This window comes from Levilactobacillus enshiensis (genome assembly GCF_007115095.1).
Taxonomy (GTDB): domain Bacteria; phylum Bacillota; class Bacilli; order Lactobacillales; family Lactobacillaceae; genus Levilactobacillus; species Levilactobacillus enshiensis.
On record NZ_SULH01000001.1, the window covers coordinates 338974 to 352056 of the forward strand.

Sequence of the window (13083 nt, forward strand, 5' to 3'; positions counted from 1 at the left end):
TTTTTAGAAAGAGCAAACGAAAACCATCCTCAGTAGTACCGAAACACGCAGCACATCTGGGGATGGTTAGAAGATAAGACTAAAAGTTTCAAAACACTAGGTAATATGGTGGTTGATTCGCCTTACCGGCCGGCAGATATGGTGTTTTCAGTCGATAATGAGAATAACTATAATCGGTATGATCAATTGCCGCCAAAAAATAGGTTACCGTGCCTTACAGCTATTGTCGTGATAAAACACAATCAGCGCCGGAGGAGGCCAGGGATGGAGCCAGCCGTGAAGGTGAAGTTAGCTGGTGTTTCTCAGCCAGCTTACTCCACGGGCGCCTTTGGAGACACGCGGTCTTCGTGGCTTCAAAGCGAGCGAGAAGACTGGTGGTCCTCCAGTCTGAAGCGTCCCCACAGCAGGCAGAATCCCTGGCAACCGGAGTGTGCTAATTTAGATCAGTGTAACCAATGTTAGTCTTGTTCGGTAACAAAGGGCACACGCAAGGTAGAATCTCCCAGCTGAATCGAATACTGCAGGTCTTGGTTGCCCCGAACGGTCATACCGAAGTCGGTGGCGTAGACGACCAGTCCCAGCTGATGACCTGCAAGCAGGCGGTAGTGGGTTGGTTGTAGCGTGACGCTGAGATCGTAGAATTCATTCGGTTTCAACTCGTCAACGTGATAAACGTTGGTTCGGTTCTGCAGGTTACGGTGACCCTTGGTAATCATCTTAAACGGCGTCGTTGCGGTCGGCTTAAACTCACGCAGGTCGTCTTCACGCCAACGGTAGCCCTCATCCAGAGCCTTACGAGCAAGAACGGTTGGGCTGACGCCGAGCCGTTTGGCCTCCCCGTAGTCGACAATCTGAAAACTCAGCATCCCGACCGGTTGGTTGACTGCCACCCGGAGGTCAACGGTCGGCTTACCATCTAGGATGAGGTCGTCGGTCAGCACGGCCGACTTGAAGAGCAAGCGGTGGTTAAACATAGCGTTATGTTTGTCACCGAGGAGATCAGCCTGCCATTGATCAATATGGTGGGTGTAGCGATTGAACTGTTCGGCTGGCAGTTGGTCGTTAAAACTGGTTGCGGCAGGGCGTGTTGTCGTGACGGTTGCATCGACTAGCTCATCATCTTGTAAATTGAAGGTTCGTGTTGCGTTGGTTGGGGCATCCCAATCGGCGTAAGCGTTCCAAGTCTCAGGCCGGACATTATCTTGGATGATGACATTGGGCAACAGGGTCTCTGCTTGGTTGTCAACGCCTAACAGCTCGTGGGTCAACCACAGATTGACAATATCCGTGTAGTCGATGGAGCGAAAGGCGTTGATGTAAATGTGTTGTCCCTGATGTAGGATAAGCTTCTTGGCGACCGGCAAGTCGCGAACGGCGTTCCAAAGATTATTGACGTTCCGGGGCTTGACATTCCAGTCGTTGAGTCCGTGGACCAACAGGAGGTCAGCCTTGATGTTTTTAACATTTTTCAGGTAGTTCCGTGCGTCCCAGAAACTGTTGTAGTTACCGGTGGCCCGGTCTTGCCCGTGAGTGATAGCAGCGAGGTCGGCCTGCCATTTGGCCTGAATCCGGTGGTAGTCACCCGGAAGCAGTTCGCGGCTAAAGGTTTCCTCGGCCAACACATCGGTATCTTCGCCGGGAAAGCCACCGGGAGCGATGACTAAGCCGCCATCACGATAGTAATCGTACCAATTGGAAATGGCGGCTTCACTGATGACCGTCTTGAGACCTGCCACCCCCGTAGTTGCGGCGGCCGTGGCCAGAGTTCCCAGGTAGGAACGACCGGTCATGGCAACGGCCTGATTGCTCCACCAAGCGGGAATCGCCTGAGTAGCGGCGCGACTGGTAAATGCCGTGCGGTTGCCGGCTAGCCATTCAATGATGGCAATGGTCGAGGTCGTTTCCTCAGGGTCACCAGTGGTGCGGACACCATCGGAGTCTTTGGTCCCAATACCAGCAGCATAAACGACTGCGAATCCACGTGCTAAGAAGTAGTCGTTAAGAGTGTAGGATTGTTCCCGGGCAAAGGTCTCTACGGCTGTCTTAGTTGTGGCCGCAACGGGACGTTCGGCAGGCAACGGCGTCGTGTCAGGTTGGGCGGTAACGTCGGCCAAGGTGAGGTCGTTGGGTTGCTTGGGTTGTAGCGGCACGTTCACGTTGTGCATGAGCGCGTCACCGGATTCATCGTTAGTCCCTTGATTGTAAGGACTGGCGGTATAAAGAACGGGCACCTTGAGACCAGTTTCAGTCTCAGCTGGTCGAATAATTTCGGCCTTTAACAGGTCACGTTGACCATCGTGGTCGGTGTCTTGGGGACTCTCCACGTAGACGACTTCGCGAATTAGACGCGTTGTGTCAAACACAGCTTGGGATTTGCCATTAAAGATCAGGGGTTTTTCCACGCTGGCATCGTGCACGAGGGGCTCGAAATAGCCGTGGGTGGTCAGGTGATCCAGGAAGCTTTGGCCGTTCTTGGTGTGGGTCGTCAATAAGAGGTACCACGCCTGAACCAATTCGGCCAGGGTAAAGTCGTCACCGGCATGGTCGGCGACTGGCAGTTGAATCTTAGCCATGGCACGTAGCGGGTCGGTGAGTTGAAAATCAAGCCCGGGAGCAAACGCTAAACGTTGGAGGGCCAAATTGTAGAAGACGGTGACCGGAACATTATCGTGATGGTCTAAGAAGTCCAGGCCATCAACGTCTGCGGTCGCCATTAAATTACTAAGTTTTTGATCCACGACTGCTGGAGCCGTGTACTCTGGCCAGCTACGATCATAGAGATCCCGTAACAGGGCACTGGGAGTTGTTAAGCTAGTATTGTGGTCGTCTAAAAAATGAATTCGAGTCAGTTCATCACGCGCCGCTGCGGGGGCAGTGGGTCGGATGGCAAATTGTTGATTACGCAAAACTATCGCCTACTTTCAATTTTTTATCAAACAGGTTACTGATCATTAAAGCTGATCGTTGAGTCGACTGTGACGCAGGCCATAGCCGAAGTAAATCATGAGGCCCAGTGCAAACCAGATAGATGATGCAATCCAGGTCTCTGCTGGGAGTTGGAGCATCATGTAGAAACACAAGAGCCCAGAGATAATGGGCAGGACGGGATAGAAGGGAACCTTGAAACCGGAGTTTTGCGGCAGATCCTTCAGGTGACGTAGCCGGATAATCCCAAATGAAACAAACAGGAAGGCCACCAACGTGCCGATGTTTACCAGATTGGTCAGTTGTGCTAGGGGAACGAACCCGCCGAGCAAGGCAATGACCACGGTGATGACGGCCAGACTGTGCTTGGGGGTTCCGGTGGCGTCATCGATTTTGCCCAAGAACTTAGGCAACAGACCGTCACGACCAACTGAGTAGATCAGTCGCGATGAGCTATAGATCATGGTGACCATCATGGTAAACATGCCGGCTAGCGCCCCGAGGGAGATGATGCCAGACGTCCAGTTTTGATGGACGAGCGTCAGGGCAAAGGCCACGGGGTCGGCAACGTTAAGTCTCGTGTAGTGCACCATCCCGGTCAGCACGATTGCAACCAGCATGTAGAGCACCGTGGCCACGATCAACGTGCCAATGATCCCGATGGGCATGTTCTTCTTGGGGTTCTGCACTTCGGCAGCGGATGCGGAGACCACATCGAATCCCAGGTATGCGAAGAAGACGGTCGATGCGCCTCGCAAAATCCCCTTGGATCCAAACGGTGCGAAGGGTTGCCAGTTGCTAGGCTTGACGTAGAACATTCCCACGATTACGAATAAAATAATGATGGCAATTTTAACGATGACGATGGCATTGTTGATCCGCATCGACTCGCGCATCCCGCGATTCAAAAGCCAACTGATGAAAAAGACCACGAGAATGGCAACGAGGTTACCGTACGTGCCGTGGTTCGGGTCAAAGGGCCCAGAGATTGCCGTGGGGATGTTGAGGTGAAACCCAGCCAGAAATGATTTGAAATACGCCCCAAAGGCATTGGCCACGGCCGCCACCGCTAATACGTATTCCAGAATCAACGCCCAACCGAGCACCCAGCCGATGATTTCACCAAAGACCAGGTTACCGTATGAGTAGGCCGACCCGGCGACCGGTAGAACGGAAGCAAACTCGGCATAACACATGGCCGCTGTGGAACACACGATGGCCGCGATGAGAAAGGATAGAACGATGCCCGGGCCGCTGTACTGCGCGGCGATGGTTCCAGGTAAGATGAAGATCCCAGTTCCAATCACGGCACCGATTCCGAGTGACATCAGATCCTTTGCCGACATGGTTTTGGCAAAGTGTTGGTCACTCTTTAAGTAGTTGTCTAAGCGTTCGCGGCGAAATATTCGCGAAAGTCCCATAAAAAGCCTCCTATGCTAATATGTAGCGTAACTAGTCTGCGCGTATCAGTGCTGTTTTGGTACCACCGCCACGGTGAAAACAAACTAGTTTAAACCTATTGTATACATATTATGAGGATACGTCCCATAATATTTTTTCTAAACGACGATTTCTCCCCATTAGGCAACTGAAAACGGTTTAAAATGGGGTGGTCTCGGATAGTGTACCCTAGAGCTAAATTAAAAGTCAATGAGAGTTGGCCAGACTTTTTGAGAAATACAGTTAAATTTTACCCGTCAGTGGTCTTTTCGATTTAAAATAGAGGGAGTCTATTCAAATCCGAGGAGGGCAATTTGCCATGATTACCGAAAATGCTAGTGGAGCGGTCGTTTACCGCTTAAAGAATAACCAACCAGAGTATCTCTTATTGAAGAGTGCCACCAGTAACTTCTGGGGATTCCCCAAAGGTCACGTGGAGGGCAATGAGACAGACATCGAAACGGCCGTCAGAGAAATTCGTGAGGAGACCCAACTCCAGGCGACCATTGATCCCGCATTCCACGCTGATCTGGACTATGATATGAAGAACGGCCACCATAAGCACGTGGTCCTCTACACGTCACAGGTGCCAAGCGACGTGACCATCACGCGGCAGGTCGAGGAGATCAGTGAATACGGTTGGTTCGACTATCAAACGGCGCGCACCACCCTGAGTTATGACAATTTAAAGGGACTGTTGGATCAGGCAAATACGTACCTGGAGGACATCCATGAAAAGTAAAGTATTGGTGATCACCGGGGCAACGGGGACCGGCAAGACTACTGTGCAAGACTATCTGGTCGCTCATTACCCGGCAACAAAGATTGTGACGCACACCACCCGACCACCGCGCGCGGGCGAGGTCGATGGTGTTGACTACTATTTTGAAACGGAAGCGAGCTTTCCCAAGAACCACTACCTGGAATCCGTCCTCTATTCCGGCTACCATTACGGCTCGTCACAAGAGGGAATCGCCGCCGGCCTCAAACGAGCTGACCTGGCAACAATCGTGTTGGACAGTAAGGGCGCCATTACCTATGCGGATGAGCTGGGTAAGCAGGCGGTCATCATCTTTCTCACGGTTAGTGATTCCGGCAAGCTGGCACATCGCCTGAGTAAACGGGGTGACGATGAGCACATGATGGCCAAGCGCCTGGCTAGTCCAGAATACCGTCGCGATTTGACGATGCCCCTAGCTTTAAGGGGCCGCGCCATTCAGCTAAATAATGACAATTGGCAACAGACACAGATTAAGCTGGATGAGCTGATGACTCGCTTAGAACACGGTGAAGTAGTCGATAGTTGAGTTAATTCAGAAAATGTGCGACACTTACAGGGCGCTGAATGGGCTGGTTGGGGGCCGAAACGCACGAGAAGACCGGTGTTCTTCCAGTCGGAAGCGGTCTGTGTAGCCTTTAGAATCCCTAACAACCGTTTTGCAAATGCATAAACGCTACTGGGATGAGACCGGAATTTTGTCTGTCACCCTTTAGCAACGTTATCTAAAAAAACAAGGAGGCCGCCCATCATGGCAGAATCTTTATCCGCCGCTGTGGCTATTTTAAAAAAGAATAAATTAAAGCTGACTAAGCAACGGCACGCACTCTTAGAGTTTTTGTTGACCAATCAAGGTCATTACACGGATGTGGTGACCGTTGATGCTTTCATGCGAACCGAATTTCCGGGGATGAGCCACAACACGGTTTATCGTAACTTAAAGGAATTCGAGGAAGTCGGCATCGTTGAACAGAATACGGAACAGGAGCGCGCGCGGGTCAAGTACCAATGTGACTTCCACCATCAACATCATCACCACTTTATTTGTCAAAACTGTGGTAAGGTGATCGAGCTACAGATGTGTCCAATGGACTTTTTCACGGCCCAATTACCGGGTTGTGAAATTGCCGGGCATAGCTTTGAGCTGTACGGCCTATGTGCCGAGTGCAAGGCGGCTGGTGTGACCGAAGCGGCCTTAGTGAAAAATTAAGAGAATTTTGATAGTATTTTCGTTTTGCCGTGGGATAATGATTTTAATAAGAAGGATGCAGGGAGGAATGTAACATGGCGTACCGGACACCACCATTTATCACGCCATTTGCGATTGTCTCGATGGCCTTGGCCCTCGGTGCGACCAATGTGGTTACCAATACCGTGACTAAGACCAATGAAGGGGCGTCGCGGGTCTCAACAACGAGTTCATCGCTAGTTAGTGGGATGTCATCTAGTGACTCCAAGAAGAAGTCGAGTGATGATAGCAGTAAAAAGAAGAGCTCGGATTCTTCTAAAGATAGCAGCAGTGACGAGTCTTCATCAAAGGACAGTTCCTCAACGGATACGCAGAGTTCAACGGCGGATAGCACGTCTGAATCAGAAACGGGGACCACGACTGGGACGACTGGGAGCACAGGAACCACAACTTCTAAGAAGAAGACGTCATCTAGTGTGGCTAGCTCCGCAACCACGAATGATACGAACAACACGACGGGTGAGTCGACCAACTCAGCGAGTGATGACACGACCACGACGACCAATGATGACACTGGGGCTAGCACGTACAGTCATAGTACAGCTAACACCAATGGCACTTCGGGACAATAATGAAGAAAGGGGGACCGCAACATGCTTAGTTTCCTTGACATGGTCAACCACTATCTGGGTTATATCAACGTTAGTGTTAAGATCAAGAATCGAATTTACGTGATTTTAGGGGCATTGGGTGACTTATATCTGTTCTACATTGCCATTCGGTACTTCCAAAATGGTCACCCGTTCTGGGGACTGTTGATTCTGTTGGTGGCAATTATTCTGGTTTATTTTGTCTACCTGAATACGGTCTACTACTTTACGACCAAAAAGGCACCATTTGATATTTCACCAAAGATTGAAAAATTGTTGCACATGAAGCCCAAAGATGCCGATCTTGAAGGCACCAAGCCAATGGCGCGTGGTGGGCGCAACATTCCCGCCAATGGGTACTTTGACGAGAAAAAAATATTACCTGGGAAATTAACGTCGTCGGCAATGGAAACAGAGAGTATTCAACATCTAGCCACCCGCTTACAGCAGAATCAGCTGTTGCAGCTCGACTACTCCGGATTGGGCGACCGAGAAATCATGGAACAAACCCAGCGTTTGGGCAAGCCCGTCTATGCCTCAGGTCCTGGCGTCTTGATTCCTTACTTTGAAATGCAGACGGAGAACAACCAACTCGTTGTGTACGCGGGAATCAATCAAGCGGAAAAGCAGCGGGTAGGGGTCGTCAGCACGGTGGGATTACAAAACGTGGCTGATGTTCGTGATCAATTTGAATTGTACTTGGCCAACGCCACATTAGTGGGTGGTCCCTTCAAGGTTCTGGGCCGGACGAACCTGATTGAACAGGACAATCCATTTACTGTGGCTGTCCAATTGGCGTACAAGCATCAGAACGATGACCAGCCGCAGGATACATTGGCGGCTAACACGCGGGTGTCACGTTACGATGACCCCAGCTCGATGAGTCGTACGTCTCGGTCGGCGGAACGCGATGCCGGATCGGATTCAGAACCGATGACCCGGACGTCACGGTATCACCATTAAGTTTATGCTTCTCAGCCACCTATCAATTTTGGTAGGTGGCTTTTTTAGGGCCACTTTAGGCGATAAATATCGTCGGAACTTATGGGGATTTGTCATTCCAATAAAAGTAAGCGATACCATTGCCGGTATATGTGAATTTTAGAACTATTTAATAGGAAGAGTTTCATCAAAAGTGTTAGCTAGTACGTGGATTAACCAATTTGCGGGTGATGGTGTAACGGGCGAATCAGGCTCATGGTTAACATGGCAATGTCAGTTGGCGATGATAGGGACAAGCAGACCTAGAGTGGGCGGTGGTTAGACCGGTTGACGGGGGTGTAGAAAAAAACTTTTTAGGTTCAGCGGAGGACGCTAAACCGTGGTACGTCTAATATTTTTGACCTTAAATCGTCACCCGGGTTGGGCACCCCGAAGCAGTTTGTTTTGACCGAGTAAAATTTTTGGTTTAAACTTTAATTTAGACACCAAAAAAGCTTTCACGAAAAGTGGGTTTGGCGCTGAAATGCGACTTAGAGCCAACGGGCTAATTGGGGCGCTAGTAAGACCGTTTACGGTAAAAGAATAACTAGTGGAGGGAAAACATATGTCAATGATTGAATTTCACAACGTGGAAAAGTACTACGGCGACTTTCACGCGCTGCATAACATTAATTTAACGATTGAAGCCGGGGAGACCGTGGTTTTGATCGGACCATCTGGTTCCGGGAAATCAACGCTGATTCGGACGGTCAACGGACTCGAACAGATTCGTCATGGCCAATTGATCGTTAACGGTCAAGATTTGGCCAATCCCAAGACCGATATGAACCGGATTCGGAAGAACGTTGGGATGGTCTTCCAACATTTTAATTTATATGCGAATAAAACAATTTTAGAAAACATCATGTTGGCACCGCGAATCGTGTTACATCGTGGAGAAGATGAAAATAAGAAAGTGGCCATGGAAATGCTGGATCGGGTTGGTTTAGCAGATCAAGCTCCGAAAATGCCATCACAACTTTCTGGTGGGCAACAGCAGCGAATCGCCATTGCGCGGTCATTAGCGATGAAGCCTAAGTGTCTGTTGTTTGACGAACCCACCAGTGCATTGGACCCCGAAATGATCGATGATGTGTTGAACGTTATGAAGACCATTGCCCGGGACTCCAGTATGACGTCACTGGTTGTGACTCATGAAATGGGCTTTGCGCGTGAAGTGGCCAACCGGGTTATCTTTATGGCTGACGGTCGTATCTTGGAAGACGATACCAAGGAGAAATTCTTCGACGGCGAACCGACTAACGAACGTGCTCGTCAATTCCTTAGCAAAATTTTGACACACTAATCAGGGGAGGAAGCTAACCATGAAAAGATTGATTCGTAATCTTGGTCTACTGCTGACCCTGGTCACCCTAACAATTGTCGTGAGTGCTTGTGGCAGTAAGCCATTATCACAACGCAACGTGCTAAAGACCGACCAACAGACGAAAACCATCACTTGGGGGGTTAAGGCGGATACCCGACTCTTCGGGCTGCTTGACACCAAGGATGGCAAGATCAAAGGGTTTGAAGTCGATTTAGCCAAGGCATTAACCAAGCAGATGCTAGGGTCTAAAGGAAAGGCCAAGTTTATTCAGGTCACGAGTTCAACGCGGATGCCAATGTTGAAAAATGGGAACATTGACGCCATCATTGCAACGATGACCAACACGGCAGAACGGCGGAAACAAGTTGCCTTTTCTAACACGTACTTCTTTGCCGGGCAGTCATTGCTGGTCAAGAAGGGCAGTTCAATCAAGAACGTTAAAGATTTAAATAAGCAAAAAGGGACGGTTCTTGGCGTTGTCGGGTCTGACTCCGTTGAAAACGTGGCCAAGGTGGCACCAAATGCCAAGGTCCTCCAATTGACGGACTATGCTCAGGCTATGACGGCACTGAAGTCTGGTCAAGGACAAGCCTTGACGACTGATAACGGGATTCTTTACGGGATGTCCGTGCAGAACCCTGGCTATGAAGTGACAGGGGGCACGTTTGTCTCCGAACCTTATGGGATCGCCATGGATAAGAACCAGACGCCATTCAAGGCGGCTACAGACAAGGCGTTGAAGGAATTGCGGGCTAACGGGACTTATAATCGGCTCCTGCACAAGTGGTTCCACAACGTAAAGGGCTTTGACTACGAGGAGGCGGCTAAAGAATGATTCATATCTTTCAAAACTATTGGGGCACACTCCTTTATGGGTTAGGCCAGACCTTACTTTGCAGTATTCTTGCGTTGGTCTTTAGTTTAATTCTCGGCACGTTCTTTGCCCTACTCGAAGAGTCACCTAGCAAGGTTGCACGGGGAATCGCGCGGGTCTACATTGAAATTTTTCGGAACATTCCCTTACTGGTCATCACCATGTTCTTCTACGTGGTCTTCCCGTTGTATGTCATCAAAATGAACGGGTTTACTGCCGGCACGATTGGTTTGACGCTCTACACCTCAGCGTTTATTGCTGAAACGGTCAGAGCTGGGATTCAGTCCGTTGATTCTGGTCAGATGGAAGGGGCCCGTGCCAACGGGTTGTCTTTCTGGCAAGCGATGCGTCACATCATCTTGCCGCAAGCCTTCCGCTACGTGATTCCGCCATTAGGTAACCAGTTTGTCAACTTGGTGAAGAACTCATCAACGTTGGCCTTCGTGGGTGGCTTTGATTTGATGTACCAAGGAAACGTTATCGCGTCGAGTTCGCTGGAGACCATTGCGGCATACTCGGCAGTCGGGGTTCTTTACCTGGTCATCACGATGCCAATCAGTTACTACATGCGCTATCTTGAAAAACGGTTAGCTTAAGGGGAGGAGAATAACGATGTTACAAAACTTTATTGATGCTTACTCCCCAGATAACCTACGCTACCTGTTTGGGGGTCTCGGCATTACCATTCTGGTTTCCGTCGTCTCCATCATCGGGAGTTTTATTATCGGGTCGATCCTCGGGGTCATCCGGTACGTTAAGATTAAATATTTCTCAGCTATCGTTGGGTTTATTATCGACGTGATTCGTAACCTGCCGTTGATCTTAATCCTGTTCTTTACTTACTTCGGGTTGCCTAACCTGGGAGTCAAGCCGGAAATCATTCCAGCTGCCATTTTGGCCATGACCATTTTCGAATCCACCATGTTGGCAGAAATTGTCCGCTCAGGGATTCAAGCGGTCGATTCTGGTCAAATGGAAGGGGCACGCGCAAATGGGCTGACCTACTGGCAAGGTCTGTGGCATATCGTGTTGCCGCAAGCCATGGTCAAGATGATTCCAGCCATCGTGAGTCAGTTTATTTCCCTGGTTAAGGATACATCACTGGCAACTATCATTCTTTTGCCAGAAATGCTGTACCGGTCGCAGATCATTTATGGTCAGAACACGAACTACATTATTCCAATGTTCGTGGCAATTGCACTGATGTACTTTGTCGTGTGCTACTGCTTGTCGGTACTGGCCCGTTACTTGGAAAAACGTCAAGCTTAAATATTGTATAGGGATAGTCGATGACTTCTTAGTCGTCGGCTATTTTTCTGTTATGTCAGTTTGCGGGTGTACGGATGACACGTGCAGTCATGCTTGTTTTAGAAAACTAGGCAGCATGGTACTTTGGTCGCCTTACCGGCCGGCAGATATGGGCTGGATCGGTGCGAACACAACTTGAAGCGTCCCTACAGCAGGCGGAATCCCTGGCAGCCGTAGTGCGCTCAATTTAGACGATCAATTCAACTTAAAAAAAGCGCCTCACCAAATAGAAATTGGTGGGGCGTTTTTCAGATAAATCATAAAAAAGGTTAATCAGTCACGACATATTTCTTGAAACGGTCAAAGTCAGCTTGTTGGAGTTCAACCTTGAGGGCAGTGCCTTCAGCGGCGTAATCTGTGCTGAGAACGTGAGCGTTGTCGTTGAGGTAGGCCACAACTTCACCATCCGCAAATGGAATCAGGAAGTTAGCAGTGACGTAGTCGTGGAAGACCTTTTCCTTCATGGCGTCGACGAGCAGCTTGACGGAGGCATCGTCTTGCGCTGATAAGATGAGTTGGTCGCCGGCACGGCTTGGGTACTCGGCCTCAGTCAGATCAGCCTTGTTGAAGACCGTGATCATAGGAACGTCATTGACGCCAATCTCGTGCAATGTCTGTTCCGTCGTTGCCATCATAGCTTCCCGATTCGGGTCAGCATAGTCAACGACCTGAATTAAAAGGTCGGCGCTGGCGGCTTCGGCTAACGTGGAGCGGAAGGCTTGAACCAATTGTGTTGGCAATTGGCTAACGAAACCAACCGTGTCACTGAGAAGCATCTTCTTTTGGTCGGGGAAGGTCAGTTGACGCACACTAGTATCCAAGGTGGCAAACAGCATATTTTTGACGAAGACTTGTTTTTCTTCGCTCTTGCCAAACTGGCGAACTAGGGCATTCATCAGCGTTGATTTTCCAGCGTTGGTATAGCCGACCAAGGCCACCGAGGGGAGCTGATTGCGTTCTCGTTGTTGGCGTTGCGTGGCGGCCGCTTGGTTAATTTCCTTCAGTTCATGGTTAACGTGGTTGATGGAACGTTGAATGGTCCGCCGACTCATTTCGGTCTGCGATTCACCAGCACCACGGTTAGTGAAGCCACCGCCGCCACCGCTACCAGTTTGTTGGTCCAGCCGTTGTGAGGCGCTGGTGTGCAGTCGAGGCAGTTGGTATTGCAGCATCGCCAATTGGACCTGCAATTTAGCTTCGCGGGATTGCGCTCGGTTCGCGAAGATTTCCAGAATCAGGCCGGTGCGGTCAATGATCCGGGCCTTAGTGACGTTTTCGAGATTCCGAATCTGGCTGGGCGTCAGTTCGTCATTAACGACGATGATATCAACGCCATCGTCAGCAACAATGGTCGCCAGCTCTTCAACTTTCCCGGTCCCAAAGTAAGTCCCAGGTTGTGGCTTGGCTAAGGACTGTTGAATCTCCTCAACGACGGTCATGTTGTTTGCTTCTACCAGATTCTTCAGTTCGGTCATCGAGTAGTTAAACGTGGCTTGACCAGCATTTAACCCAATCGTGACGACCGGTGTTCGTGGGGTTTCTTCCAAAGGATCACCCTCCTTAATTGTCTATAAGATGAGTATAACATGCTCATCGGCTAACGTCGGTAAA

At 49.9% G+C, this 13083-nt stretch carries 12 protein-coding genes; 9 read left to right on the plus strand and 3 right to left on the minus strand.

Annotation, left to right across the window (positions count from 1 at the left end; all coding sequences use genetic code 11):
* Window positions 1-458: 458 nt before the first annotated feature.
* Both FAY32_RS01595 and FAY32_RS01600 read right to left on the minus strand, forming a co-directional pair.
* A complete protein-coding gene (locus FAY32_RS01595) occupies window positions 459-2906 on the minus strand; it encodes a Xaa-Pro dipeptidyl-peptidase (RefSeq protein WP_143461644.1) in 2448 nt (815 codons plus the stop codon).
* Between the two features lie 45 nt (window positions 2907-2951).
* On the minus strand, window positions 2952-4346 hold the full coding sequence (locus FAY32_RS01600; protein ID WP_143461646.1) for an APC family permease: 1395 nt from the start codon (window positions 4344-4346) through the stop codon (window positions 2952-2954).
* Between the two features lie 338 nt (window positions 4347-4684).
* Here FAY32_RS01600 and FAY32_RS01605 point away from each other — a divergent pair, with 338 nt between their 5' ends.
* The 9 genes from FAY32_RS01605 (at window position 4685) to FAY32_RS01645 (ending at window position 11433) form a co-directional block, all read left to right on the plus strand.
* A complete protein-coding gene (locus FAY32_RS01605) occupies window positions 4685-5107 on the plus strand; it encodes a bis(5'-nucleosyl)-tetraphosphatase (RefSeq protein ID WP_143461648.1) in 423 nt (140 codons plus the stop codon).
* Window positions 5097-5672: a nucleoside/nucleotide kinase family protein gene (locus FAY32_RS01610; RefSeq protein ID WP_143461650.1), complete on the plus strand. Its 576-nt coding sequence runs from the start codon at window positions 5097-5099 to the stop codon at window positions 5670-5672. The genes FAY32_RS01605 and FAY32_RS01610 overlap by 11 nt, the downstream gene beginning before the upstream one ends.
* 222 nt (window positions 5673-5894) lie before the next feature.
* The gene (locus FAY32_RS01615) at window positions 5895-6353 is read left to right on the plus strand and encodes a Fur family transcriptional regulator (protein WP_048735204.1); all 459 of its coding nucleotides are present in this window, start codon (window positions 5895-5897) and stop codon (window positions 6351-6353) included.
* A 74-nt stretch (window positions 6354-6427) separates the two neighbouring features.
* Complete coding sequence (locus FAY32_RS01620) at window positions 6428-6964, plus strand: hypothetical protein (RefSeq protein ID WP_143461652.1); 537 nt, start codon at window positions 6428-6430, stop codon at window positions 6962-6964.
* A gap of 21 nt (window positions 6965-6985) precedes the next feature.
* Entirely contained in the window at window positions 6986-7945 is a 960-nt protein-coding gene (locus tag FAY32_RS01625) for a DUF6681 family protein (RefSeq protein ID WP_143461654.1), read from the plus strand.
* 583 nt (window positions 7946-8528) lie between these two features.
* Window positions 8529-9269: an amino acid ABC transporter ATP-binding protein gene (locus FAY32_RS01630; RefSeq protein ID WP_048735211.1), complete on the plus strand. Its 741-nt coding sequence runs from the start codon at window positions 8529-8531 to the stop codon at window positions 9267-9269.
* Window positions 9270-9288: 19 nt separating this feature from the next.
* On the plus strand, window positions 9289-10125 hold the full coding sequence (locus FAY32_RS01635; protein ID WP_143461656.1) for a transporter substrate-binding domain-containing protein: 837 nt from the start codon (window positions 9289-9291) through the stop codon (window positions 10123-10125).
* On the plus strand, window positions 10122-10760 hold the full coding sequence (locus FAY32_RS01640; protein WP_143461658.1) for an amino acid ABC transporter permease: 639 nt from the start codon (window positions 10122-10124) through the stop codon (window positions 10758-10760). Before FAY32_RS01635 ends, FAY32_RS01640 begins: the two co-directional genes overlap by 4 nt.
* 16 nt (window positions 10761-10776) lie before the next feature.
* Window positions 10777-11433 carry an amino acid ABC transporter permease gene (locus FAY32_RS01645; RefSeq protein WP_143461660.1) on the plus strand — a complete coding sequence of 219 codons (657 nt, stop codon included), beginning with the start codon at window positions 10777-10779 and terminating at the stop codon, window positions 11431-11433.
* Between the two features lie 308 nt (window positions 11434-11741).
* Here FAY32_RS01645 and hflX read toward each other — a convergent pair whose 3' ends face one another.
* Window positions 11742-13019: a GTPase HflX gene (hflX, locus tag FAY32_RS01650; RefSeq protein WP_143461662.1), complete on the minus strand. Its 1278-nt coding sequence runs from the start codon at window positions 13017-13019 to the stop codon at window positions 11742-11744.
* Between the last annotated feature and the right edge of the window lie 64 nt (window positions 13020-13083).

Excerpts from the sequence above, each read along its gene's own strand:
- FAY32_RS01600 (WP_143461646.1), bottom strand. The coding sequence starts at position 4,346 with ATGGGACTTTCGCGAATATTTCGCCGCGAACGCTTAGACAACTACTTA.
- FAY32_RS01605 (WP_143461648.1), top strand. The coding sequence starts at position 4,685 with ATGATTACCGAAAATGCTAGTGGAGCGGTCGTTTACCGCTTAAAGAAT.
- FAY32_RS01610 (WP_143461650.1), top strand. The coding sequence starts at position 5,097 with ATGAAAAGTAAAGTATTGGTGATCACCGGGGCAACGGGGACCGGCAAG.
- FAY32_RS01615 (WP_048735204.1), top strand. The coding sequence starts at position 5,895 with ATGGCAGAATCTTTATCCGCCGCTGTGGCTATTTTAAAAAAGAATAAA.
- FAY32_RS01620 (WP_143461652.1), top strand. The coding sequence starts at position 6,428 with ATGGCGTACCGGACACCACCATTTATCACGCCATTTGCGATTGTCTCG.
- FAY32_RS01625 (WP_143461654.1), top strand. The coding sequence starts at position 6,986 with ATGCTTAGTTTCCTTGACATGGTCAACCACTATCTGGGTTATATCAAC.
- FAY32_RS01630 (WP_048735211.1), top strand. The coding sequence starts at position 8,529 with ATGTCAATGATTGAATTTCACAACGTGGAAAAGTACTACGGCGACTTT.
- FAY32_RS01635 (WP_143461656.1), top strand. The coding sequence starts at position 9,289 with ATGAAAAGATTGATTCGTAATCTTGGTCTACTGCTGACCCTGGTCACC.
- FAY32_RS01640 (WP_143461658.1), top strand. The coding sequence starts at position 10,122 with ATGATTCATATCTTTCAAAACTATTGGGGCACACTCCTTTATGGGTTA.
- FAY32_RS01645 (WP_143461660.1), top strand. The coding sequence starts at position 10,777 with ATGTTACAAAACTTTATTGATGCTTACTCCCCAGATAACCTACGCTAC.